The sequence below is a fragment of the Methylobacterium sp. A49B genome, assembly GCF_053346215.1.
The window spans coordinates 253,300-278,199 of sequence record NZ_JBKFBO010000008.1; the positions used below are offsets into that span (position 1 = coordinate 253,300).

At 67.1% G+C, this 24,900-nt stretch carries 20 protein-coding genes; 11 read left to right on the forward strand and 9 right to left on the reverse strand.

Annotation, left to right across the window (positions count from 1 at the left end; genetic code table 11):
- Positions 1 to 52 precede the first annotated feature (52 nt).
- The 4 genes from ACLBX9_RS01670 (at position 53) to gyrB (ending at position 6,188) form a co-directional block, all read left to right on the forward strand.
- Entirely contained in the window at positions 53 to 1,720 is a 1,668-nt protein-coding gene (locus ACLBX9_RS01670) for an alpha-amylase family protein (protein WP_447717669.1), read from the forward strand.
- A gap of 88 nt (positions 1,721 to 1,808) precedes the next feature.
- Complete coding sequence (locus ACLBX9_RS01675) at positions 1,809 to 2,453, forward strand: MBL fold metallo-hydrolase (protein ID WP_447717670.1); 645 nt, start codon at positions 1,809 to 1,811, stop codon at positions 2,451 to 2,453.
- Positions 2,454 to 2,602: 149 nt separating this feature from the next.
- Positions 2,603 to 3,565, forward strand: a complete 963-nt coding sequence (locus tag ACLBX9_RS01680) for an aldo/keto reductase (RefSeq protein WP_447717671.1) — start codon at positions 2,603 to 2,605, stop codon at positions 3,563 to 3,565.
- Between the two features lie 178 nt (positions 3,566 to 3,743).
- On the forward strand, positions 3,744 to 6,188 hold the full coding sequence (gyrB, locus tag ACLBX9_RS01685) for a DNA topoisomerase (ATP-hydrolyzing) subunit B (RefSeq protein ID WP_447717672.1): 2,445 nt from the start codon (positions 3,744 to 3,746) through the stop codon (positions 6,186 to 6,188).
- 150 nt (positions 6,189 to 6,338) lie between these two features.
- Here gyrB and ACLBX9_RS01690 read toward each other — a convergent pair whose 3' ends face one another.
- Positions 6,339 to 7,502 carry a DUF2778 domain-containing protein gene (locus tag ACLBX9_RS01690; protein WP_447717673.1) on the reverse strand — a complete coding sequence of 388 codons (1,164 nt, stop codon included), beginning with the start codon at positions 7,500 to 7,502 and terminating at the stop codon, positions 6,339 to 6,341.
- A gap of 233 nt (positions 7,503 to 7,735) precedes the next feature.
- Positions 7,736 to 8,530, reverse strand: a complete 795-nt coding sequence (locus tag ACLBX9_RS01695) for a lytic murein transglycosylase (protein ID WP_010682393.1) — start codon at positions 8,528 to 8,530, stop codon at positions 7,736 to 7,738.
- Positions 8,531 to 9,171: 641 nt separating this feature from the next.
- Here ACLBX9_RS01695 and ACLBX9_RS01700 point away from each other — a divergent pair.
- Together ACLBX9_RS01700 and ACLBX9_RS01705 are read left to right on the forward strand one after the other, a co-directional pair.
- Complete coding sequence (locus tag ACLBX9_RS01700; protein WP_051072115.1) at positions 9,172 to 9,858, forward strand: class I SAM-dependent methyltransferase; 687 nt, start codon at positions 9,172 to 9,174, stop codon at positions 9,856 to 9,858.
- 53 nt (positions 9,859 to 9,911) lie between these two features.
- Positions 9,912 to 10,523 carry a hypothetical protein gene (locus ACLBX9_RS01705; RefSeq protein ID WP_447717674.1) on the forward strand — a complete coding sequence of 204 codons (612 nt, stop codon included), beginning with the start codon at positions 9,912 to 9,914 and terminating at the stop codon, positions 10,521 to 10,523.
- A 36-nt stretch (positions 10,524 to 10,559) separates the two neighbouring features.
- On the opposite strand, the gene ACLBX9_RS01710 is transcribed toward ACLBX9_RS01705, so the two are convergent.
- A complete protein-coding gene (locus ACLBX9_RS01710) occupies positions 10,560 to 12,245 on the reverse strand; it encodes an aminotransferase class III-fold pyridoxal phosphate-dependent enzyme (RefSeq protein WP_447717675.1) in 1,686 nt (561 codons plus the stop codon).
- 32 nt (positions 12,246 to 12,277) lie between these two features.
- On the opposite strand from ACLBX9_RS01710, the gene asd reads away from it, so the two are divergent.
- Positions 12,278 to 13,201, forward strand: coding sequence for an archaetidylserine decarboxylase (gene asd / locus ACLBX9_RS01715; RefSeq protein WP_447717676.1), 924 nt, complete (start codon positions 12,278 to 12,280; stop codon positions 13,199 to 13,201).
- Positions 13,202 to 13,205: 4 nt separating this feature from the next.
- On the opposite strand, the gene ACLBX9_RS01720 is transcribed toward asd, so the two are convergent.
- Positions 13,206 to 14,873 carry a methyl-accepting chemotaxis protein gene (locus tag ACLBX9_RS01720; RefSeq protein ID WP_447717677.1) on the reverse strand — a complete coding sequence of 556 codons (1,668 nt, stop codon included), beginning with the start codon at positions 14,871 to 14,873 and terminating at the stop codon, positions 13,206 to 13,208.
- Between the two features lie 594 nt (positions 14,874 to 15,467).
- On the opposite strand from ACLBX9_RS01720, the gene ACLBX9_RS01725 reads away from it, so the two are divergent.
- On the forward strand, positions 15,468 to 15,965 hold the full coding sequence (locus ACLBX9_RS01725) for a cupin domain-containing protein (RefSeq protein WP_010682387.1): 498 nt from the start codon (positions 15,468 to 15,470) through the stop codon (positions 15,963 to 15,965).
- Positions 15,966 to 16,336: 371 nt separating this feature from the next.
- On the opposite strand, the gene ACLBX9_RS01730 is transcribed toward ACLBX9_RS01725, so the two are convergent.
- The 3 genes from ACLBX9_RS01730 to ACLBX9_RS01740 form a co-directional block, all read right to left on the reverse strand.
- A complete protein-coding gene (locus ACLBX9_RS01730) occupies positions 16,337 to 17,071 on the reverse strand; it encodes a DUF3750 domain-containing protein (protein WP_447717678.1) in 735 nt (244 codons plus the stop codon).
- A gap of 106 nt (positions 17,072 to 17,177) precedes the next feature.
- Positions 17,178 to 18,047: a triphosphoribosyl-dephospho-CoA synthase MdcB gene (gene mdcB, locus ACLBX9_RS01735; protein ID WP_447717691.1), complete on the reverse strand. Its 870-nt coding sequence runs from the start codon at positions 18,045 to 18,047 to the stop codon at positions 17,178 to 17,180.
- A gap of 112 nt (positions 18,048 to 18,159) precedes the next feature.
- Positions 18,160 to 20,142: an acyl CoA:acetate/3-ketoacid CoA transferase gene (locus tag ACLBX9_RS01740; RefSeq protein WP_010682384.1), complete on the reverse strand. Its 1,983-nt coding sequence runs from the start codon at positions 20,140 to 20,142 to the stop codon at positions 18,160 to 18,162.
- A 540-nt stretch (positions 20,143 to 20,682) separates the two neighbouring features.
- Between ACLBX9_RS01740 and ACLBX9_RS01745 the strand changes: the two genes are divergently transcribed.
- The 3 genes from ACLBX9_RS01745 to ACLBX9_RS01755 all read left to right on the forward strand — a co-directional run bounded on the left by ACLBX9_RS01745 (position 20,683) and on the right by ACLBX9_RS01755 (position 23,729).
- Positions 20,683 to 20,949 carry a hypothetical protein gene (locus ACLBX9_RS01745; RefSeq protein WP_447717679.1) on the forward strand — a complete coding sequence of 89 codons (267 nt, stop codon included), beginning with the start codon at positions 20,683 to 20,685 and terminating at the stop codon, positions 20,947 to 20,949.
- 1,021 nt (positions 20,950 to 21,970) lie between these two features.
- The gene (gene motA, locus ACLBX9_RS01750; RefSeq protein WP_010682382.1) at positions 21,971 to 22,834 is read left to right on the forward strand and encodes a flagellar motor stator protein MotA; all 864 of its coding nucleotides are present in this window, start codon (positions 21,971 to 21,973) and stop codon (positions 22,832 to 22,834) included.
- A 22-nt stretch (positions 22,835 to 22,856) separates the two neighbouring features.
- Positions 22,857 to 23,729 carry a flagellar motor protein MotB gene (locus tag ACLBX9_RS01755; RefSeq protein WP_010682381.1) on the forward strand — a complete coding sequence of 291 codons (873 nt, stop codon included), beginning with the start codon at positions 22,857 to 22,859 and terminating at the stop codon, positions 23,727 to 23,729.
- A 146-nt stretch (positions 23,730 to 23,875) separates the two neighbouring features.
- Here the strand turns inward: ACLBX9_RS01755 and ACLBX9_RS01760 are convergent, their stop codons facing one another.
- Entirely contained in the window at positions 23,876 to 24,040 is a 165-nt protein-coding gene (locus ACLBX9_RS01760) for a hypothetical protein (RefSeq protein ID WP_010682380.1), read from the reverse strand.
- A gap of 48 nt (positions 24,041 to 24,088) precedes the next feature.
- On the reverse strand, positions 24,089 to 24,553 hold the full coding sequence (locus ACLBX9_RS01765) for a hypothetical protein (RefSeq protein ID WP_447717680.1): 465 nt from the start codon (positions 24,551 to 24,553) through the stop codon (positions 24,089 to 24,091).
- Positions 24,554 to 24,900 lie beyond the last annotated feature (347 nt).

The window sequence follows — 24,900 nt, forward strand, 5'->3', positions numbered from 1 at the left end:
ACGCTTTTGCCCGACGCGGCGTTCGTGCTTCGCGACGACGCCGGGGGGCCGCATGATCACCGACCTGTGGTACAAGAACGCCATCATCTACTGCCTGTCCGTCGGCACCTACATGGATGCCAACGGTGACGGCATCGGCGACTTCGCCGGACTGGAGCGTCGGCTCGACTACATCCAGGGCCTGGGCGCCACCGCGGTCTGGCTGATGCCATTCCAGCCCTCGCCCAAGAAGGACGGCGGCTACGACATCGCCGACTATTACGGCGTCGACCCGGATTACGGCTCGCTCGGCGACTTCGTGGCTTTCACCCACGCCGCCAAGCAGCGCGGCCTGCGGGTGCTGATCGACCTCGTGGTCAACCACACCTCGGACAAGCATCCCTGGTTCCAGTCGGCCCGGTCCAGCCCGGATTCGCCCTATCGCGACTGGTACGTCTGGTCGAAGGAGAGACCGGCCACCGCCGACGAGGGCATGGTCTTCCCCGGCGTACAGGACACGACCTGGACGTACGATACGAAGGCCAAGGCCTGGTACTTCCACCGATTCTTCAACTTCCAGCCGGATCTTAACACGGCCAATCCGGAGGTGCTCGCCGAGATCCTCAAGATCATGGGGTTCTGGATCGAACTCGGTGTGTCGGGCTTCAGGATGGATGCCGTGCCCTTCGTGATCGCCGAGAAGGGCGCCGACGTCGGCGGAAAGCCGCGCGAACAGTTCGAGATGCTGCGCGACCTGCGCGAGTTCCTGCAATGGCGCCAGGGCGACAGCATTATCCTGGCCGAAGCCAACATCCTGCCCAAGCAGGATCTCGACTATTTCGGCGACGACGCCGACCGCATGCACATGATGTTCAACTTCCAGGTCAATCAGGCGACGTTCTACGCGCTGGCGGCCCACGACGCCCGACCCCTCGTGAAGGCGATCGAGCGGACGAAGCCGCGACCGCTCTCGTGCCAGTGGGGCATCTTCCTGCGCAATCACGACGAACTGGATCTCGGCCGCCTCAGCGAGACGCAGCGTCAGGCGGTCTTCGCCGCGTTCGGGCCAGAGAAGGGGATGCAGCTCTACGAGCGCGGGATCCGGCGCCGCTTCGCCCCGATGCTCGCGGGCGATCCACGCCGCATCCGGCTCGCCTACTCGCTGATGTTCACCCTCCCGGGCACGCCGGTTCTGCGCTACGGCGACGAGATCGGTATGGGCGACGACCTGACGCTCAAGGAGCGCGATTGCGCCCGCACGCCGATGCAGTGGACCAGCGAGCACCAGGCCGGCTTCTCGAAGGCGAACAAGACCGTCCTGCCGCTCATCGATCACGGTCCCTACGGCTACGCGCACGTCAACGTCGCCGAGCAGCGCCACGACCAGGGTTCGCTGCTCAACTGGATGCAGGGGATGATCCGGCAGCGGAAGGAGGCCCCGGAAATCGGCTGGGGCGACGTCGTGGCGTTGGACACGGGCCGGCCGTCGGTCCTGGCGCTGCGCTACGAGTGGCGCGGCAACGCGGTGCTTTGCCTTCACAACCTGGCGCCCGAGCCGGTGGAGGTCGCCCTCGACACGGGCCTTCCCGCGCCGGAGGGCGATATGCTGGTCGATCTCCTCACCGGCGCGCACAGCGAGGCCGGGGACGACGGGACACACTGCCTGTTCGTGGAGGGCTACGGCTACCACTGGTTCCGCATCGGCGGCCTGGACGCGCTCCTGAAGCGCCGCCCCGCGTGAACGCCACCGCCACGGGTGTGCAGTGCCGCCGATCGCGCTAAACGAGGGGGATCCGCGCCTGCCGGGCGCCCGCCACACCGAGTAAGCAATGCCAGGAACGCCCCGCGCCGGGATCATCCCGGTCACGCCCTTCCAGCAGAACTGCACCCTGATCTGGGACGATGCCACCAAGGTCGGCGCGGTGGTCGATCCGGGCGGAGACCTCGACCGGATCGAGGCCGCGATCCGCGAGCAGGGCGTCCAGGTGGAGAAGATCCTGCTGACTCACGGCCATGTCGACCACGCCGCGGGCGCCGACGAATTGCGGGAACGCCTCGGCGTGCCGATCGAGGGCCCGCACCAGGCCGACAAGTTCCTCCTCGACTCTCTTCCGGAGACGGCGGCGAATTACGGCCTCGGCGAAGCCCGTCCGGTGACACCCGACCGCTGGCTCGACGAGGGCGATGCCGTAACGGTGGGGGGGCTCGGCTTCGACATCCTCCACTGCCCGGGGCACTCGCCCGGCAGCGTGGTCTTCGTGAGCCGTGACGCGCGGTTCGCGCTGGTGGGCGACGTGGTGTTCAAGGGTTCGGTCGGCCGCACCGACCTGCCGGGCGGTAACCACGATCAGCTGATCCGGGCCATCAAGGAGAAGGTCCTGCCGCTCGGCGACGACATCGCCTTCATCCCGGGCCACGGCCCGACCGGCACGCTCGGCGAGGAGCGCGTGTCGAACCCCTTCCTGCAGGATTGAGCCCCGCAGGCTGACCCTCGTGCGTGCCGCACGCACGGAATGCCGCGCATCTTGGAAGCCCGGAACCCCGTGTCGGGCGATCCAGGACCAAGTCTTCGGAACGGGGATGGCACCCTTCGTTCCGCCACACGCCCCGAAAGGATTGCCCCATGGACAAGCGCCGCGTCGGCCGCTCCGATCTTACGGTCGCGCCCTTCTGCCTCGGCGGCAACGTCTTCGGCTGGACCGCCGACGAAGCCACCTCCTTCGCGATCCTCGACCGGTTCATTGAGCGCGGCTTCGATTTTATTGACACCGCCGACGCGTACTCGCGCTGGGCCCCGGGACACGCCGGAGGCGAGTCCGAGGCGGTCATCGGCCGCTGGTTCGCGGCCAGGCCGGGCGCACGCGAGAAGATCGTGCTCGCCACCAAGGTCGGCATGGACCTGGGCGAGGCTGGAAAGGGCCTGTCGGCGCGGCATATCGAGCGGGCCTGCGAGGCTTCGCTGCGGAGGCTGCAGACCGACAGGATCGATCTGTACCAGTCGCACCTCGACGACCCCGAGGTTCCGCTGGAAGAGACCCTGCGGGCCCACGAGCGGCTGATTGCTGCCGGGAAGGTCCGGTTCATCGGCGCGTCGAACTACAGCGCGGCGCGGCTGGCTGAGGCGCTCGAGGTATCAATCTCGGCCGGTCTCCCGCGCTACGCGTGTCTTCAGCCCGACTACAGCCTCGCTGAGCGCGGCTTCGAGACCGAGTTGGCGCCGCTGTGCCGGGCCGAGGAGCTCGGCGTGATCGGCTACTTCTCGCTCGCCGCGGGCTTCCTGACCGGCAAGTACCGGTCGACTCAGGACGCTGCGGGCCGGCCCAGGGAGAACCGCGTCGCCAAATACATCACCCCGCGCGGCCTCGCGCTGCTCGACGTGCTGGATTCTGTCGCCGCGGCCGCGGGCGCGAGCCCCGCGCAGGTGGCGCTCGCCTGGATCATCGCCCGCCCGGGCATCACCGCCCCCATCGCCAGCGCCACCTCGGTGGCCCAGCTCGACGAGCTGCTCGGCGCGGCGCGGCTGATGCTCCCGGCGGACGCGATCGCTCGGCTGGATGCGGCCAGCGCGGGCGGGATCCAGGACTAACGCGGCGTTAAGCCGGCCGCTGCAGAAAAGCGAGGCTCGGGCCCGGCGCGAGCCCGTAAAATCGTGCATTCTCAACGCGGAACCCCTATATCAGGCGGACCAAGCGAGAGCGCAGGCGTGGGCGCCCGACGGCGCGAGTCCCTCCGTCGCGTACAGACCCGTCTGCCCGAGGAAGTTCATGTCCGATACCCCCCAGAGCGAGCACGCCGACTACGGCGCGGAATCGATCCGCGTACTGAAGGGCCTCGACGCCGTCCGGAAGCGGCCCGGCATGTATATCGGCGATACGGACGACGGCTCCGGCCTCCACCACATGGTGTACGAGGTCGTGGACAACGCCATCGACGAGGCCCTGGCCGGCCACGCCGATCTCGTGACGGTGACCCTCAACACCGACGGCTCCTGCACCGTCACCGACAACGGCCGCGGCATCCCGGTGGACATCCACAAAGAGGAGGGCGTCTCGGCGGCCGAGGTCATCATGACCCAGCTGCACGCGGGCGGAAAATTCGACCAGAACTCCTACAAGGTCTCCGGCGGCCTCCACGGCGTCGGCGTGTCGGTGGTGAACGCTTTGTCGTCGTGGCTGCGCCTGCGCATCTGGCGCAATGACACGGAGCACGCCATGGAGTTCCGCCACGGCGACGCCGTGGCGCCCCTCACCATCGTCGGGCCCGGCAGCGGCCGGCGCGGCACGGAAGTGACCTTCCTGCCCTCCACCGGCACCTTCACGATGATCGAGTTCGACTACGCGACGCTGGAGAAGCGCCTGCGCGAGCTCGCCTTCCTGAATTCGGGTGTGCGCATCGTCCTGACCGACGCGCGCCACGCCGAGAAGAAGCGCGAGGAACTCTACTACGAGGGAGGGATCGAGGCCTTCGTCCGCTACCTCGATCGCTCGCGCAAGCCGATCGACGGCATGGTGAGCCCGGTGGTCGTCCGGTCGGAGCGCGACGGCATTCGCGTCGAGGTGGCTTTCTGGTGGAACGATTCGTTCAACGAGACGGTCCTGCCGTTCACCAACAACATCCCGCAGCGCGACGGCGGCACGCACATGGCGGGCTTCCGCGCCGCCCTGACCCGGCAGATCACCGGCTACGCCGACTCCTCGGGCATCTCCAAGAAAGAGAAGGTGTCGCTCACGGGCGAGGATTGTCGCGAGGGGCTGACCGCGGTGATTTCAGTGCAGGTGCCGGACCCGAAATTCTCCTCGCAGACCAAGGACAAGCTCGTCTCGTCCGAGGTGCGGCCGGCGGTGGAGAACGTCCTGAACGAGGGTCTCTCCACGTGGCTTGAGGAGAATCCCTCGCAGGCCCGTTCCGTCATGGGCAAAGTGGTGCTCGCCGCTTCGGCCCGCGAGGCGGCCCGCAAGGCCCGCGAGACCGTGACCCGCAAGGGCGCGCTCGACATCGCCTCGCTGCCCGGCAAGCTCGCCGACTGCCAGGAGCGCGACCCGACCAAGTGCGAGATCCTTCTGGTGGAGGGTGATTCCGCCGGCGGCTCGGCCAAGCAGGGCCGCGACCGGACGTTCCAGGCGGTGCTGCCGCTGCGCGGCAAAATCCTCAACGTCGAACGTGTGCGCGCAGACCGGATGCTGTCCTCGGCCGAGATCGGCACGCTGATCACGGCACTGGGCGCCGGGATCGGTCGTTCGTCGACGGACCGGGAAGGCTTCAATCCCGAGAAGCTGCGGTACCACCGCATCATCATCATGACCGACGCGGACGTGGATGGGTCGCACATCCGGACGTTGCTGCTGACCTTCTTCTTCCGCCAAATGCCGGAATTGATCGAGCGCGGCCACCTCTTCATCGCGCAGCCGCCTCTCTACAAGGCCGAGCGGGGCCGCCGGGCGATCTACCTCAAGGACGAGCGCGCCCTCGAGGATTACCTCATCGACCAGGGCACGGAGGGCGCAGTTCTGCGCCTCTCAACGGGCGCCGAGTTCACCGGGCCGCAACTCAAGAGCCTTGTCGAGGAGGCTCGCACCTTCCGGAGCATCCTGCAGGGTCTGCACACCCGCTACGACCGCACCGTCGTCGAGCAGGCGGTCCTGGCCGGAGCGTTCGATCCCGAAGCCGCCTCCCGCCCAGGTGAGGCGGAGGTTCTCGCCGACATGACAGCCCGCCGGCTCGATGCCATCGCGGACGAGATCGAACAGGGCTGGTCAGGCGAGGCCTTCGAGGGCGGCTATCGCCTGAGCCGGACACTGCGTGGCGTGCGCCAGGTGGCGACGCTCGATGCCGGGCTCATCACGTCGCAAGAGGCCCGCCGCCTCGCCGAACGGGCCGACGCGTTCCGGGAGATCTACGGCGAGCCCGCGACGCTGATGCGGAAGGCCGACGAGACGGTGCTGCACGGCCCGGTCGCCCTGTTCGAGGCGGTCATGGCTTTCGGCCGCAAGGGCCTGCAGCTCCAGCGTTACAAGGGCCTCGGCGAGATGACCGCCCAGCAGTTGTGGGAGACCACCCTCGACCGGGACGTGCGTTCGCTGCTGCAGGTGAAGGTCAAGGACGTCACCGACGCCGACGATCTCTTCGTCAAGCTGATGGGCGACGTCGTCGAGCCGCGGCGGGAGTTTATCCAGGAGAACGCGCTCAGCGTCGCGAATCTGGACGTGTAGCGCGGACGACAGCGCCAACCGGGAGATGCTTGCCCGACGTTGGCGGGTTCCGGGCAGGAGCGGTCGCGGTGGGGCGTTCGCGCTCCGGACCGTGTCGCGCCTGGAGGTCTGGTCGATATTGCGCAGGCAACGGTCCGAGGCCGCGAAGCCTCAGCTACCGTTGCGAGCCATCCGGGTCGTGACCGTGCCAGCCGCAAGGGCCGGCAGTGGATCCTGAGAGCCGCTCACGACGACGAGGCGCTGGACTTCGCCGCGGAGAAAGGCCTCGAGGAAGCGGTTGTAGTCGCGGAATGAGACGCACCCATTCGAATCGCCCCGCGGGCCGAGCATGTAGGTATGCGCCAGAAGCCCGACGCGGCCGTAGACGGCCTCAGAGCCGCCGACCGGTGTGAGGCGGATGGCGCGAACGCCGTGGAACAGCGCCTCTCGTTCGGTGAGATCGTAGGTCCCGGGCGGCGTCGGGCCGCGCATCCGGACATTGACGAGGCGCGGCTCATCCAGTCCTTCGCCGAGGCCGGAATGCGCTTCGAGACGCTCGCCGTTCGGGAGCGTCACGGTTCGGGCGGCGATGTTGTAGACGGCGATGCCGGCCGTCGCGCCGGGCTCCCGGGCCATTGGAAGCGGCGGCGTGATGCGGCGCTGCGGGGCAACGTCGATGGGCTTGCTTTCAAGGGCGGTGTAAGCGAGCGCGGGGGCGCGCTCGATACCGAAGAACTTCTCCAGGAACGAGCGGTCGTCGACCGCGGGCGCAGTCGGTTGGGCAGGCGGCAGCTCGCGCCGCGACATCCGCCGCTCGGCTCGGCGGGCCGTGGCCGCCGCGCCCGGACCGCGGAACTCGGGCGGCCGCGGGATCGGTAGCGGGACCATCATCGCGGAAAGCGGCGGCTCGGCTGGTTGCGCTTCGAACTCACGACCGGCTTCTGGCTCTTCCTGGACCCCGGCTCGGCTTTCGTCCTCGACAGCGTGGTCAGGCGGGAGTGCGGGCAAGACCGTCTGGGCCCAAGCCCATCGTGACAGGGGGCCGCCGGTGGCCTCGCGCCAAGCGTCGACGGCCGGCACGTCGGGCGCAGTCGTCTCGTGACCGGCGGTGGCAACGTCACGCTCGGCGGGCGATCCAGCAGTCTCCGCTGCGCCGTCGGCACTACGGGCCTCCACCCGCTCCAGTGAGACGAGCGTATCCTGATGGAAATGCCACTGGTTGCTTCCCAGGGCAGCCAAGAGGATGGCACCAGTCAGCACTCCCAAAGGTGCTACGCAGGCGCGCCGCGCGCTCCGGGTGCCACGGCCGTCCAGCGGCACGGAATCGATGGTCATGCGAGTGCCCACGCTCCTGGTCGCAGAGCGGGCGCTCGCCCGACCGTCGCGATCTCCGCGGACAAAGCAGAGACGACACGACGGACGGACAGGCCCCGCCCGGGCCTAAACAGCTGGGCGGGGCAGGCATTTGTGGGGCGGCGCGATGGTCGATCCTGGATCGATCAAGACCATTTTTGGGCGTATTACTGTCGTGCCCGATCTTTCTCGCCGCAATTCGCTGCGAGCGATCTTCAGTCGTTGTCGATCTGGCGTCCGAGCAGAGCGATCGCCTTCTCATAGACCGGCGCCGCGTTCCAGCCTTGAATGGCGGCGAAGTTCGGCTCGCCGGGCTGGTAACCCGCGCCAGCGCGCCACCCATGCGCCTTCAGGAAGTTGGCGGTCGACGAGAGGGCGGCACCGACATTGTTGAGATCGCCCGTGCCGTACGTGAGCACGTTCTTCGGCAGGAACTGCGTGTGGCCGACCTCGCCATGGGCTGCGCCACGGGTATTCGCCGTCAGGAGGCCACGATCGACCAGGGTCAGTGCCGCGTAGAGCTGGTCCGTGAAATATTCGGAGCGCCGGCAGTCATAGGCGAGCGTCGCCACTGCCGAGAGGGTGTTCACGTTTCCACGCACGGCGCCGAAGCCGGTCTCCATGCCCCAGATCGCTAGGAGCGGGCCCGGCGGCACGCCGTAGCGCTGCTCGATCGAGTCGAAGAGCGCAGCGTTCTGCCGTTTGAGCGCCCGCCCACGCGAGACGATCGCCGGACCTCCGCGCTTGGCCAGGAACTGCTCGAGCGACAGCTTGAAGCTGTGCTGGCCACGATCCGCCGAGATGGTGGCGGTGGAGTAACTGGTGTTCTGGAGCGCGGCCAGACTCGCCGCGCTGGCGCGTCCGCGCGCCTCCTCGGCAAACTGCCGCTTCCAGGTCTCGAAGCCCGCAGCGGTGTTGCCGCACTGCGCGGCCTGCACCTGCCCGGCGCTGAAGGCGAGCCCGGCGATAGCCGCCACCGCGAAGATTTGACGCCGCTTGAAGTCGTTCACGCGCAATGCTCCTCCGGCGCGCCGACGCGCCCCGTGCTGAATGGCGATACCGGGTCACATCTCGTCGATATCAGGGCGAGATGATGTCGAAGACGCGGCCTCCGGACATCCGGTTATCAAAACATCGCGCATTCGCGGCGTCGCGGCGAGGATATACGACCAAGTTGGTTCGAACGTCGTGAACAGTGGGTGCCCGCAGGGTGGCCCCCGACGCCGCGATAATCCCTCGCCGCCATCGCCGGCCCCGGCAGGGCGGAGCGGTTGACGCTGTTCCATTCAGCCATCCATCTTGCGCGTATGCTTTGCCAACGAAGCATACGCGCTGAAAATGCTTCGCTTTTACTGTCACAACCCTGTCAAACGACAGTCATAGCTTTGCCGGCGGAAAGATTTGAGCGGAGGCATGCCGTGCGGTTCACGAGATGCAGAGCGGCGCGATTTCGCCCGCCACCCCGTCTCTCCTGAGCAGCCCTCGGCATTCTTCCAGGCCCGCGCTGTCATGGTCGGCCGTGCCGCGATCGTTCGGACGACGACCCGCGTCGTGCGGGTGGCGTTCGGTCCGAAAATCACCCTCAACCCTGCACCCAGCGATCAACGCCGGCCGCAGCGGACTCGCCCCGGCACACAGTGAGATGGAACGCATGGCCCTCGGAATGCACGGCACCGGCTCGTCACGCGCGGTCTCGCTCGGCCCTAGTCTGGACCGTGACGGTGTGGCCAAAGCCTACGGGCGGTGGGCGCCGGTCTACGATCTCGTCTTCGGGCCGGTCTTCGCGCAGGGGCGCACGCTCGCGGCGGCGGCGGCGGAGCGGGTCGGCGGACGTATCCTGGAGGTCGGCGTGGGGACAGGGCTCTCGCTGCCGGCCTACCGGCGCGCCCGCAGCATCGTCGGCATCGACATCTCGGCGCCCATGCTGGAGAAGGCGCGCCGCCGCGTCGCGCGGCTCGGTCTGCGCAACGTCGAGCGGCTGGCCGTGATGGACGCGGAGCACCTCGACTATCCTGACGCAGCCTTCGACGTGGTCGTCGCGCAGTACGTGGTGACGGCCGTGCCGAACCCGGAGGCCGCTCTCGACGAGTTCGCCCGGGTTCTCCGGCCCGGCGGCGAGATCGTCATCACGACGCGGATCGGTGCGGAAGGCGGGCTGCGCCGGGCTGTCGAGCACGCGCTGGCCCCGGTCACGAGCCGCCTCGGATGGCGGACCGAATTCGCCTGGGACCGCTACGCCGCCTGGGCATCCGACGCGCCGGTCGAGCTCGTTGAACGCCGGGCGCTGCCGCCGCTCGGCCACTTCTCCCTCGTCCGGCTGCGCAAGCGCGACGCGTGAGGGCGAGCGAGCCGGCAAGACAGCCCACAACCACCCGATCGGGGACGCACAACATGGCGAGCTTCATGGAAGCGCTGCGCGAGCAGCGCTGGGACGATCACCGCTACTATCACCACAACCGAATCAACCAGAGCTTGCACGTCCTGAGTGCGGTCAGCTTCCTGGTGGCCTACGCCCTCGCGTTCAAGGATCCGGCGACGGCGGCGCTGATCGGCTGGCTGGTGGCGATGACCTCCCGGCAGGCCGGCCACCTGTTCTTCGAGCCGAAGGGCTACGACCACATCAACGAGGCGACGCACGAGCACAAGGAGGAGATCAAGGTCGGGTACAATCTGCAGCGTAAGGTTGTGCTGCTCGCGATCTGGGCGCTGTCGCCGCTGCCACTCTACTTCGATCCCAGCCTGTTCGGATTGATCTCTCCGCATCAGGGCACCGCGGAGCTGATCCGAAACGTCGGCTGGATCTGGCTATGGCTGGCGCTGGCAGGCCTGCTATTCCGGATGGTGCAGCTCTTCCTCCAGCGCGACGTGCAGACTGGTCTCGTCTGGGTGGCGAAGATCCTCACCGACCCGTTCCACGACATCAAGCTCTATCACAAGGCGCCGATGGCGCTCATGCACGGCAAGCTCGTCGAGGAACGGGAACCGCACGAACGCGGCGTCTGAGGCGAGGACTGAGGCGGCGACTGGGAACGAACGGGTTCAACCCTGGTCCGGCGCCCGCAATCCGAAGCGGGCGCCGTGCCGGCCCAGGCGGATCGCCGCGATCTCCCGGAGGATCGACCGGCGGATCACCTTGTCGCTGGCCGCTCCCCCGTCCCACCAGCCATCCGCCCGCATGGCCTGCGCCGCCGCCACGAATCGCGACGCGACAGTTTCGAAGGCCGCGTCGTCGTAGGCGAGGCTGAAGATCAGGCGGCCGGTGCCGACCCAGGACAGGGCCAGCCCTTCTGCACGCAGGTAGAATTGCAGCATCCAATTGTAGCGCGACGGCTTGGTGTAGAGGACCGTCCAGACCGTGGACATGGTGGCCACCCGCACGGGCAGCCCGGATTCGGCCAGGAGGCCGTTGAGACTCGCGGCGCGTCCGTCCCAGGTCGCGTCGAGATCCCGGTACAATTTTGCGACTTCGGGCGTGTCGAGCCGGTCGAGGAACGCGGCCATGGCGCCCATGACGTAAGGGTGAGCGTTGAAGGTTCCCCGCGCGAAGCAGATGTCGACGGGCCGGTCGTCCCGGTAGCGCCGCATCAGGTCGGCCCGCCCGCACAGGACCCCCACCGGCAATCCGCCGCCGAGCGTCTTGCCGTAGGTGACCATGTCCGCCTGGATGCCGAAATACGCCTGGGCGCCGCCGCGGGCGAGGCGAAAACCGAGGAACACCTCGTCGAGGATCAGCACGATGCCCCGCGCGCTGCAGACGGCGCGCAGATCTTGCAGCCAGGCCGTGTAGGCGGCGCGGTCGAAGGCCGATTTGCGCCCGCTGTCGACCAGTGCGGAATCGGCCGGCGCGCCCGCGTTGGGGTGCATGGCCTGGAGCGGGTTGACCAGGACGCAGGCGACGTCGCGGCGGGTCCCCAGGACCTGCAGCGTGCGCGCGGACAGATCCGCCAGCGTGAGCGTGTCGCGGGTCGGGACGGGATTGCCGATGCCGGGCTGCACCTCGCCCCACCATCCGTGATAGGCGCCGCAGAGGCGCACGATCCGGCGCCGCCCCGTGTGATAACGGGCGAGCCGCACCGCCTGCATCACCGCCTCGGTCCCCGACATGTGGAACGAGACTTCGTCGAGACCGGAAATCGCCTTCAGGCGCGCCACGTTGGCGGTCACCACCGGGTGGAGCGGACCGAGCACCGGGCCGAGGGCCGCGACCCGCGCCGCGCCCTCGGTCAGGCAGGCGCGGTAGAAATCCACGCCGAAGAGATTCACGCCGTAGGATCCGGCAAGATCGTAGAACACGTTGCCGTCGAGATCCGTCACCGTCACGCCCTCGGACGAGGCGGCGAAGGCGCCGGCCGACAGATGCGCGCGCACGTGCTCGGCGTACTGGAACGGCACCCGGTAGAGGCCGGTGAATTGCAGGTCCGACAGGCCGTCGCGGACGGCCTCGGTCTCGGCCCGGGTCCGGGCGAAGCGGGTCCGGTAGAGGTCCGAGAGCCGCGCGAAGCCGGCCTCCCGTCGCAGCGCCACGGTCTCATCCGGATCGTCGGATCGGAAGAAGGCGCGCTGCGAATAGGCGTAGCGCGGGATCAGGCCGGCGACGCGCCGGGCCATCCGCGCGTGTCCGGTGAGCGAAGGATGCTTCGCGCGGGAGAGCTGCAGGCGCTCTGCGGCCCGCGGCAGGGCAAGCGCGGCGGCGGTGGCGGACAGGGCGGCAAGGAGCGCGGACATGACTCCGCGCCGTATCGGACGCGGTTCACGGCATGATGACGGTCACTTCATTCCGGCTGCGAACGATGCTGGCGCGGGTCGGCGCCCAGGAGGATCTCAACTTCCTGCTGACCAACCGCTTGCCGCGCCGCCTCGCCACCCGCTTCATGGGCTGGTTCAGCCGCATCGAGCAACCGCTGGTGCGAGACATCTCGATCGCGACCTGGCGCCTGTTCTGCGACGTCGATCTCAGCGATGCCCGGGAGGCGCGCTTCCCGAGCCTGCATGCCGCCTTCGTGCGGGCCCTTCGCCCGGGTACCCGGCCGGTGGAGGCAGATCCCGCGATCCTCGTGAGTCCCTGCGACGCGATCCTGGGCGCGCATGGCCGGATCGAGGCCGGGCGCCTGTTCCAGGTCAAGGGCTTGGCCTACCGGCTGGCCGAACTCCTCGGCAACGACGAGGCTCTGGCGCGCGCCCACGAGGGCGGCAGCTATGCCACCCTGCGGCTGACCGCCGGCATGTATCACCGGTTCCACGCGCCCCACGATCTGCAGGTCCAATCCGTCCGGCACATCTGGGGGGATACTTGGAACGTGAATCCCATCGCGCTGAAGCGCGTCGAGGCCCTGTTCTGTCGCAACGAGCGCGCGGTCATCCGCCTGGCCGTCGCGGAGGTCGGGCACGCCGTCACGCTGGTACCGGTCGCGGCCATTCTCGTGGCTGGCCTGCGCCTGGGCTTCCTGCCTGACGGACTGAGCCTGCGCGCCACGGGGGGAGCTACCTTGCCGAGCACCGCGCGCCTCGCCAAGGGCGCCGAGATGGGCTGGTTCGAGCACGGCTCGACCATCGTGGTTCTGGCGCCTGCCGGCTTCGAGCTGTGCCCGGCCCTAAGAGAGGGCACGCGGCTGCGCATGGGAGAGGCCTTGATGCGTCTGCCGGAGCCTGCGCCGCCGACCTCCGACCGGCCTCCGGCGTGAACGCTCAGGCCGCCTTCACGGCCGCCAGGAACGCGGTCACCGCGCCGCGCAGGTCGTCGGATTGGCGCGACAGCGCCGTCGCGGCTTCGAGCACCTGACCGGCGGCGGTGCCGGTCTCGCTGGCCGCCTGGGTGACGGCGGTGATGTTGACCGTGACGGCCTCCGTGCCGCCGGCCGCCTCGGTGACGTTCCTGACGATCTCCTGCGTCACAGCACCCTGCTGCTCCATAGAGCTCGCCACGCCCACCGCGATGGAGCGCAGATCCAGGACGGTGGCCGCGATCGCCTGGATGGCGTCCACCGCCTGCTGGGTCTGGCCCTGGATGTGGGCGACCTGACTGGAGATCGTCTCCGTGGCTTTCGCAGTCTGGGATGCCAAGTCCTTCACCTCGGCGGCCACCACGGCGAAGCCGCGGCCCGCCTCGCCGGCCCGCGCCGCCTCGATGGTGGCGTTCAGCGCCAGCAAGTTGGTCTGCTCAGCGATGCCGGAGATAAGGCTGACCACGGTCCCGATTCGCTCCGCGCCGTCGGCGAGGCCCATGACGAGGGTGTTCGTCTCGGAGGCGTCGGCGGCGGCCCGTTCGGCCATCTCCGAGGAATGGGCGATCTGGGCGTTGATGGCCCCGATCGAGGTCGCCAGCTCCTCGCTCGCCGCGGCGACGGTCTGCACGTTCGCCGAAGTCTGCTCGGCCGCAGACGACACGTTGGAGGATTGATCGGCGGTCTGGTCGGCGTTGCGGCTCATGAGGCGGGCTGCCGCTTCCATCTCGTTCGCGGCGCCCGACAGGGTCTGCATCATGCGCTTGACCTGCTCGCGGAACGCCTCCGTGGCATGGTCCAGCGTGTCTGCCCGGCGCGCCTTCACCGTCCGCTCGGCGGCGGCCGCGCGCTCGGCCTCGCGCTTGGCGATGAGCGCGCCTTTGAACACTTCGACGGCCCGGCTCATCGCGCCGATCTCATCGTGCCGATGTGTGCCGGCCACGGGCGCGTCGAGGTCGCCCGCCGCCAGACGTGACATGGTCGCGGTCATTGTCTTGAGGGGCCTCGTCACCTTCGCCATGATGATGAAGAGCCCGTACCCGACGGCGATCGTCGCGAGCCCGAGTGCCGCGAGGAGGAAGCCCCGTAGCCATCCCGCCAGGACATCCGCGCGGCCATATTCCGCACTCGCTTCCCGAACCTGGATCTCCGTCAGCTTGGCCAGGCCGACGCTGGTCGCTCCCATCTCGCCGAGCAGTTTGATCCGCTCCGCCGCGAAGTCGACCGCTTCCCGCGTCTCAAGACGCCGGAGTATATCCTCGACGATCACGGCATCGCGCTTGAGACGGGCATCGACATCGGACGCGACGGTCTTCTCCTCAGGTGTCATGTAAGAGGCGTTGTAGGCGTTCCAGAGCTGCTTCGACCGTGACAGGTCCCGGACGAAGACTTTGGCGGCCTCCTGCGGCTCGATTTCCCGGCCGATCACCCGGCGCATGGCCCTGAGGATGGCTTCATAGGAATCTCTGATCTCGCTGATCTGGCTTAGGCAGAGGACACGATCTGCAAAGATGGTGCGTAGACTGCTTCTGCTGCTGTGCAGTGCGAAATTTCCCAACGCCGCGGAGCCGAGGAGGAGCAGCCCCATCATGGCGAGCAGCAGCATCAACCGAGCTTTGATGGAGACACGCATCGGTACGGCCGGAAAGTTCGTCAGAGACAGCACGACTTAGCAGATGATTGAGTGCTTGCAACGATGCCGTCTGATCCTATTTTTACTGGAACACTATTCTAGAATTTCGTTGCTTTGATGCGCTTGATCGTTGTCGGTTTCTTTCAAAAACTGATTTTCCCTCCAGGCTAATCGTTCCGAATCATCGATCTGGCGTCCGGGTCAATGCCAGGCGTCGTGGCATGCGACCTGGGACAGGCCGCACGTGAAACGGCGCGGCAGGAACGGTCATCGGTTAGAAAAAGGATCGACACGCCGCGGTCGTCGCGACGGGCACGTGTCTTCGCCAATTCCGGCAGCACGGATGCTTCCCCGTGGCCGTTCGTGGCAGATGGCATCGATGCCAGGACGCCCAGCCTGATGTCGAAACTCAGCTCGAATTTTGAACACAAAGTTCAAGCCGGGATGGATCACAGCTCCGTTAAGGAAAAAGCTCGCGGGATCGTGAAGACCACTGGAATATGGCAAGCGAGACTGTTAGAGCTCAGCAGGTGGCGAACAGGCGTTGTTCTCCTGTTCCAGGCGAGCCCTGTGTCTTGAGTTTCGGAGCTGGCTTTGAAGAAGTTTCTCGTCGGTGCCGCCCTGCTACTGGCCGCCGCGGGCGCCTATGTGGAGATCCGGCTGCACGAAGACGGCCGGCCCGTCGCAAGCACCGCGATTCGGCCTGGCGCCGCCGCCTTCATTCCGTCTCCGATTCCGGCCGAATGGGTCGTTTCGGGCGATCCCGTCACCGAGATCGCCACAGTCTCCGGAACCCATGACGGCGACGCGGACGTCTATCTCTGGCGCACGACGGCGAGCACCTTCCGCTGGACCCATCAGTCTGACGAGATCATCACGGTGCTCGAGGGCGACGTGCACATCACCGAGCAGGACGGGACACGTCATCATCTGAAAGCCGGGGACGTGGCGCATTTCCCGGTAGGATCGGTTCAGCTCTGGGAGGTGCCTAAGAGCCTCCTCAAATCTGCAATCCTCAAGCATCGCAGCCCCTCCTTGGTCGAGGCCCAGATGCGCTGGATGCGGCGCGCCATCTCGCTCGTCACCGGTTGAGCTGGCCTTCAGCACGACCCCGGCGCTCCGCTCAGTCGAATCAACCGGTCACTGACGTCGGCGTCAAACACAATCCGACCGCCGATCATGCCCAGTCGCACATGTCCGTGCCCAGCCTTATGGATCGCCCGACCCGCAACCGGAACGGCAGGAGGCGGTGCTCAAACCCGAACCCCGTCATCTGTGGTGTCGGACCGTCGTCGAGGCCTCGGTGAAGACCTCAAGCAGCGGCACCGATAACTCCTGTTCCGCCTTCGAGAACCCCTAGGCGGTCATCGCGGAAGAACAAGGACGGGTAGGGTCCCCGATCGAGCTGCTGCAAGGCGGTGCCGTTCACTGAGGCGCGGGGCGAAGGCGTCGGCGAAACCGTCTTACATCCCGAACCGTCCGAGCGCGGGCAACTTGATCCCCGGCCGCCGCAGGTCGATGCCGGCGACGCCGCCGAGCAGGTTCAGTTCGAGCCCCTCAACCCAGCCGACCGTGAGGCCGGCATAGCCGCCCAGATTGATCCGGATGCCGGTGCCCGACGGGGTCGAGCCGAACCAGCGGCCGTCATAGGGAAAATCCTTGCCTATCGCGGTCGTCGGCAAGCTGGCGCGGATCTCCGGCACCGCCGCCATGATGGCCGCCACGAAAGTGTTCGAATTCGGTCCCGGCCAGACCACGTAGTCGCCCGGTTGAGCATAGCGGTACTCAGCCACCGCCTTGCGGATCCGCGGGAGCATCGCCTCAGCGCCCGGCCCGTCCGCGGCGAAGATCACGGTGGGGGCATTCCCGAACCAGCGGCCATCGGGCACGAAGCGATCGATCCAGATCGGCTGCCCCCACGCGGTGTAGTCGAAGCGCTGATAGGCCGGCGCGTCGCGATCCTTGATGACGATCCAGCTGTGTGTCGCGACGATCCCGCGCCAGCTGACCGTGCGGGCCGACAGGATCCGCACCACGGCCTCCGGATTCGCCCGGGCCTGTGGGAGCAGGCCCGCGCTCGATCGGTCGGCGAGCCGCCAGTCTCCGCTGGCCCTCAGCCAGTAGAGCGTGGCGGAGATGGCGATAGGCACGAGGAAGAGGGCAGCGAGCGCGAGGAGCGCGATCCTGACGAAGGTCACTGGGCAACCGGGATCGGGGAGGGGCAGGGCGCATGTGGGGAGCGGTGACGCTCGGAACCATGCGGCGGAACGGCCCGCCGGACAGGTTGAGGGATCCGGCCAGTGCTCAGGATCCGGTCTCAAAGGTGTCGAGGAATAGTGTCGTCGCCAGGAGATCGGCGCAGCCGCCCGGACTGAGTCGGGCCGCCACGAAGGCGCGGTGAACGTCGAGCGCGCGGTCACGCCAGCCGGCGGCCGCAATCCCTCCCGCCGTCACGAAGGCCGCGGCGGCCGCGCGCGCTGCGCTCAGCCCGTCGGCCCCGCCGCGATGCAGGAGGTTGGTGTCATCGACGACGGCCAGAAGCGCGAAGAAGCAGTCGACCCGGGCCGCCGTCGGATCGGCAGGTGCGCGGGCGCGGCCGAGGCGCAGGGCCGGCAGACCGGTGGCGCGGATCGTGGGAAATCCGGCCGCCGCCTCCGCGCTGGCGCCGCCCACCCCGTAGCGGCGCGCCGCGCGGCCGCCGTGGCTTGTCGGCGAGGCCGGCGCACGGGCAATGGCGTCGCCCCAGAGTTGGCCGACGGCGAGCGCGTACGCCTCGGCCGACCGGACGCCTCCGCTGTTCGCGCCGGCCGCAGCACAGACCAAGCCCAGCGAGAAGATGGCGCCGCGGTGGGCATTGACGCCCCCGGTCGCGGCCATCATGGCCGCCTCGGCGCGCAGGCCGATCGCCCGGAGTTCCGGCATGGCGGCGCCGCGCGCCCCGGCCACGACGAGGTCCGCGAAGAACGGGCGGATCGCCGCCGCACTAGCCCGCAGAGTTGCGGCGTCCATGTCGTCGTGGCTACCGGAATCCACCGGGCTCACGAGCCCAGGCTTCGGCCAGGTCTCCAGCTCGGCGATCAACGCGTCGTGCGCGTGATGCGCAATCCACTCGGGCCTGTCGACGTGGGGGACACCTGGCCGATCAACGCGCGACGGTTCTGGGCTCGGATGCAGGTCCAGGGTTGGGGCTCCTCGCGACGCACGTCGGCGGGGCCTCGGACGAGGACGGCGTCAACCGCCTATATCAGAGGATCTGCCCGACGCGATCCGCGCATCCGACCCCTGGTCAGGCCGCCGATGCCACGGCAGGGGAGATCCGCTTGCGCGCCTTCCGGTCCTCCGTGCTGCTGACGAAGGCGTGCGCATCCTCCTTCCGCTCGAAGACGTGGGGCGCGACGCCGCGCTTGTTCAGCGCTTCCTCCATTTTGAGGCGCAGGAAGGCGCTCGTCGCGTAGCGGGTGGTCGTGGCGTAGTAGTTCGCCTGAAGATACTGGATCATCCCGGCGTAATCATCGAACAGGTTCTCGTTGAGCCGGAATCCATCGTGGTTGATCACCGCGTTGACCCGCTGGCCGGCCTTGCGGCAGGCCTCCACGATGGTCATGCGCAGCTCATCCATGTCGCCCTTCACCCGGCAGTACCAGCCTTCCAGGTTGATGAAGAGGATGTTGCGCTCCCCGTCGTAGCTGACGCGCGACTTCAGATCGAGGTTGAGCAGGTCGGAGATCAGCTCCATCGGCTCTTCGCGGAAAATGCGCGGATCCATCGGCACCGGGTTGCGCACCACGGGCGCGAAATCCATGTGGGCGAGGATGTCGCGCTCGATGTCGATGCCGGGCGCGACCTCGATCAGTTCCAGCCCCTCGGCCGTGAGCTGGAACACGCAGCGTTCGGTCACGTAGAGGACCGGTTGGGAACGCTCGACCGCGTAGGGACCCGAGAAGGTGTTCTGCTGCACCTGGGTCACGAACTTGCGCGCCTTGCCCTCGCTGACGATGCGGACCTGACCGTCATGCACCGCGATCTCCAGGCCGCCGGCCGTGAAGGTGCCGGCGAAGACCACCGTGCGGGCGTTCTGCGAGATGTTGATGAAGCCGCCGCAGCCGTTCAGCTTGCCGCCGAATTTCGACGTGTTGACGTTCCCCGCCCGGTCGCACTCGGCCATGCCCAGGCAGGTCATGTCGAGGCCGCCGCCGTCGTAGAAGTCGAACATCTGGTTCTGGTCGATGATGCAGTCGGCGTTGGTGGCCGCGCCGAAGCTCGAACCCGACGCCAGCACGCCGCCGACAGCCCCGGCCTCGGTGGTGAGCGTGATGTAGGGGGTGATCTTCTCCTCGTTGGCCACCGACGAGATGCCCTCGGGCGCCCCGACGCCGAGATTGACCACGCCGTTCGGCGGCAGCTCGAAGGCGGCGCGCCGGGCGATGATCTTGCGCTCGTTCAAGGCCATCCGCTTGATGCCGGTGACCGGCACGCGGATCTCGCCCGCCAGCGCCGCATCATGCATCACGCCGTAGTTCATCCGGTGCATCTCGGGCTCGGCGACAACCACGCAATCCACCAGAATGCCCGGCACCCGCACGTCCTTCGGCAGCAGGTAACCGTCGTCCACGATGCGCTCGACCTGGGCGATGACGATCCCGCCATTGTTGCGCGCCGCCATCGCCTGGGCGAGGCAGTCGAGGGTCAGCGCCTCCTTCTCGTAGGACAGGTTGCCCGATGGGTCCGCCGAGGTCGCGCGGATGAAGGCGACGTCGATCTTGGTGGCCGTGTAGAACAGCCACTCCTCACCATCGACCTCCACGAGCTTGACGATATCCTCGCTCGTCAGCTCGTTGACCTTGCCGCCGCCGTGGCGGGGATCGACGTAGGTCTGCAGGCCGACCTTGGAGAACAGGCCCGGCTGGCCCGCCGCACAGGCGCGGTACAGCTGCGAAATGACGCCCTGGGGCAGGTTGTAGCCGCGAATCAAGTTCTCCTGCGCGGCCTTCGCGACCTTCGGCATGCGGCCGAAATTGGCGGCTATCACGCGCGAGAGCAGGCCGTCATGGTGCAGGCGTCCCGTCCCGAGGCCTTTGCTGTCGCCCGCGCCCGCGGTCATGATCAGCGTGAGACCGCGCGGCGAGCCCGTGTCGACGAAACGCTTCTCCAGCGCCGCGTGCAGCGACTCCGGGATGCAGCTCTGGACGAAGCCCGTAGTGGTCACGACGTCGTTCTCTCGGATCAGCGCGATGGCCTCGTCTGCCGAGATGACCTTGTTCTTCCTCATGGAAATCGTGATCCTCTCCGAGGTCCTGAACGTCGACGAACCGCACAGCCGCCGTCTTCCGCACTCTCGTTCGCCGTCCACGCGCCGTCCGGAGCAGGGGGGCTCAGGAATGGCGTAAATCTGAATGCAGTTCTTATTGCACCGCACCAATATCTGCGGCATTGCACGAATGCACATGCCTGACGTGTCACACTACTCCAACTTCGGACTACTCTGCTCCTGAAAAACTCTTCGATGCACGGTCAGAAAAAATTGCGCCTGTCGCTGGTCAAGCGCGCGCTTCTCGGCGCATCGAGGGCGCGACCCTGAGTCTGACGGTCGGGCTCGCGGGAGCTGAAGCCGCCACCCGGGCCCTGGCGCGAACGCCCTCAGCTGTGCCGAAGTGGATCGGTGCCAGGTCCTTGCCTTATGTTAAATCTCCCCGGCATTTCTGGGCTAAAAACTGGCCTCAGGTGTCAGAAAATAAAGGTTTTACAATCTTCGCGGAACCCGATATAAGCCCCGCGGTCTGGGGAGCGTGTTTTGAGTGAGGAACACGCAATGACCGATATGACGCCGATCGCGGATGAAGCCGCGACACGCTTTGCATTCAGCCTCCTGCGGAGTGCGTATCTTGATCTCGCGCAGACGCTGCTGCGGATCGATGCGGACCCCGCCCGCGAGTTGTTGCAAGCCGTCGAACACCGGATCGCCTATAGGCTGGGTTCTCTCGCCGCGGACCACGACGATGGTCGCGTCGAGGATTCGGCACTGGCCTTAGCGGCGGGGCAGGTCCGGGCGGTGCTTCGCGAGGCTCAGGCTCGGTGAGGCGCGCAGCAAGGCGCGCCGTGCCAGATGCCGCGATCACCAGATCTCAGAGAAGGGCATCTGATCGTCGATGAGCTTCGCGTCGGCGCAGCGAATCGACCTGGGGCGCTGCGGACCGATTCGGCGCCAACGGGCGGATCAGTGGCAGGCTGCGGCCTGAGCGCTGACTGACCAACCGGTTTGTCCGCCAGAAACTGTCCCGTCTTGCTCAAAGCAAAGTGGATCCGCTCTCGTACCACAATCCGAAAAGTCAGACTCGGCGCAGGCCTGGAAGGAGCGCTCCTTCGAGGCTTGCTGATACGGTCACTTCGGGTTGCGGTAGCAGGTTGGATTCGCCTGAGCGCTGCCTGACGGGATACTGTCGTGTGTCCTCGTCCGTCGATGGGCATCTTGAACGATTGAATTTGGATCGCATCACCCTTCGCGTTCGGTCCGGAGCTATCGCACGGATCGGGCAGTTGTCCTTCAGCGTCGGGCGAAGGCGTCGCACGTCCTGAACGGCCAGATGCTTCGTCGATCAACAAAGACCGATTGAGACGGGACGGCCGACGCAAGCTGAGCGCGACTCGGAAGAACGATAGAGGTGCAGGACGGCTACCGCACGGCTTCCTGCACCGGTCAGCCGTCTATGTCGCATCCGGGATAGTTGGTCGCCGGCGGTACTCGCGAAGCCGAACCCGGCTCTGACAACGTTTTTCGGGACCGAGCGATCAAGACAGCCGGGGTAGTTCAGCGCCGCGCTCTTTCTCTCAGCGCCCTCCGCACATCGACCCGATTCACCGTTCAGGTCTTCAGCGGCGCGATCGGCCGTCCCGCAGGCCCCTGGTTCGCCCAGCCGTCCGCTTGCATACGTCCCTACCCGTGCCGCGAAGCGGTTGCAGCGCGCCTCAGGCCGGTGGAGGGGCGCTTTCCACATGCTCCGACCGCGGCCCTAACGCGCCGTTAATCATAATCGGTGATGTGCCAGATCATCGGGGGTTTCGCGCGGGCTCAACCTAGCGCCGCGCAAGGATGGCATATTATGCGGCTGATCGTCGGCACGATGATCGTCTTCGCCTGCGTCTTCGGCAGCTACGCGGCGATGGGTGGCCATCTGGTCGTCCTGTGGCAGCCGTTCGAGTTCGTGATCATCCTCGGTGCGGCGATCGGTGCCTTCATCATCGGTAACACCGGACCGGTGCTCAAGGCCGTGCCGGCCATGCTGGGCACCCTGGTGAAGGGCCCCAAATACACGCAGCAAAGCTACGTAGAATTGCTGGGGATGCAGTACTCGTTGTTCAAGCTCGCGAAATCCAAGGGTGCGATGGCGATCGAGCCTCACATCGAGAACCCGGAAGATTCTGCGCTTTTCAACGCCTTCCCGTCTTTCGCAGCGAATCATCACGCGGTCGAGTTCGTCTGCGATTACATGCGTATGGTGACGCTCGGCGCCAATAATGTCCACGAGATCGACGCGCTCATGGATGAGGAACTGGAGACGCACCACCAGGAGCAGGAGCGCATCGTTTCGGCCATGCAGTCGCTTGCCGACGGAACACCCGCGCTCGGCATCGTCGCCGCCGTGCTCGGCGTGATCAAGACGATGGGGGCGATCAAGGAGCCGCCGGAGGTGCTGGGACATCTGATCGGCGGTGCGCTGGTCGGCACCTTCTTCGGCGTCTTCATCGCCTATGGGTTCTTCGGGCCCATGGCGCAGTCGCTGAAGAGTCTCTTCGAGGCCGAGTCCAAATACTATCTTTCCCTCAAGACGGGGCTTCTCGCGCACATCGGCGGTCAGCCGCCGGTGATGGCGATCGAATTCGCCCGCAAGTCCCTGATGAGCGACGTCCGTCCGACCTTCAGCGAAGTGGAAGCGGCAACCGCCGCTCTGCCCGCCCAGAGCTGACCTGATCTCCGGCAGGGACACGATGACCACGCCCATCCAGCCGATCATCATCAAGAAGGTCAAGAAGGCCGCCCATGCCCACCACGGCGGGGCCTGGAAGATCGCCTACGCGGACTTCGTGACTGCCATGATGGCGTTCTTCCTGCTGATGTGGCTGATCAGCATGACGACGCAGGAGCAGAAGATCGGTTTGGCGGAGTATTTCGCGCCGGGGGCCTTGAGCCCTGCAACCAGCGGCGCGGGCGGAATGATGTACGGCACCGCCCTGGACACGACAGGCAACAAGGCGTCCACCCCCCGCGACGCGGCGCGGGGCTCCGCGCAGCAGGCGGATGGGGCGCGCGTGACCGGTCCCGGTCGCGCCAACGAGCTCGACGCCAGCAAGCCGCCCTCCACCGTGCAGGCTGACTACAGTGCCATAGCCAGCCTCCGGCAGGCGCTCCAGGACATGCCTGACATCGCCGAACTGTCGCGCAACATCGTGATCGAGCAAACGAAGGAGGGGGTCAACGTGTCCCTCGTGGACCAGGACGGTCGGTCCATGTTCCGCGAGGGATCTGTCGATCCCTACGAGCGCACCCGCCGCGTGCTGGAGGCGATCGCGCCCGCTCTGCGCCGGCTGCCCAATCGCCTGTCCATCACCGGCTACACGGCGGCCGCGCGCCCGGGCTCGGCGCGGGCGGGCGAACCGTGGAATCTCACCGCCGGCCGTGCGCTCGCCGTACGAGAGATCCTGGCGGGCGCCGGGGTTCCCAACGACAATTTCGCTTCCGTTGTTGGACGCGCCGACACGGAGCCAGTCTTCCCAGACAATCCCTACATCGCGCCGAACCGACGGGTGACGATCACCCTGCTCAATGCGAGCCCGCCTGTGCCCCCGAACTTCCTTCGCTGACGGCAAGGCGGCTCGCCGCCTTGAGAGCATCTCACAACACCACTCGTGCTCGATAGAAGAAGGGCGAGACCGCTCTCTCGCCGGCCTTCGAGACGGCTTCGCTTCACCGTCAGACACGCCCGGCACACCAACGACACGACAGTGCATCAGGGCCACGGGATTTTCCATCGGGCCCTGGTGGAGGCCGCACCGGCCGCGAACCCGTGCTTGTAGCCGGCCTTGTAGATGCCGGACAGGACCGCGGCGATGCATGCCACGATGACGATCTGATCAAACAGCGACAGGGAGTCGAACCAAGCCCACAACAGCATGCCGCTCTTCCTCGAACCCAGTATCGCTGCGACGCATGAACCGGAGCGTCATCCTTCGGCAAGGGTGCTCCTCAATGAACGCGACCGCGAAGGTCTGGGGTTGCCGAACGGGCACGGGACAGCATCCGCGATCGTAACCCTTGGATCCGCGAGACGCGTGACTGCCGCATCGCCATCGCCACGCCAGACGCGATGCCGGCCACGGCGAGGAGACTTCGGAGGAATCCGGGCGAGCGCGTCGTCACAGCTTGCGGGCCGGCCGCGCATCGGCAGCGCGAGTCGCAGCATGGCGACGAGGCGGAACAGGCCCATGCCGGCCTGCGTCGCGCGCCAGCCGTACGCGTGAACCCCATGCTCGACCACCGGCGGCCAGAGTGTGCCCGCCAGATGGTTGCCGGATGCGCACAGCGCGACGGCCAAGCCGCAGCGGCGCCAGAACCAGGGGAAGACATCGGCCGTGAGGGGTCCGGCAGCGACCGAGCTGTCGAGCGCTCCGACGAGCAGACCGCGCACGATGGCGAGCTGCCAGAGACTGGTCGAAACGCGCTGAGCCCAGAGCCGAGGGCCAGACAGACGACGCCAAGGATAAGCGGGGGAACGATCCCCAATACGATCCGCGAACCGCGCGCAGCACGACGACGATCGACTGCTTGCAGACGTCTCCAGCCGTGCCGAGCGCCGTCGCCACGGCGAGCCGACACCAGAAGCGACCAGGATCAGCGATCCCGTCTTCAGCCATTCCGGCGCAGATCGTACTCCGTCAGTCCAATGGATTTCTTCACGCTCGCACAACGTTCACAAGTGCCGAACCAAGCTGTTGAGAAGGTGTTTTGCCGGATCGGAGTCGCACGGCCATTACA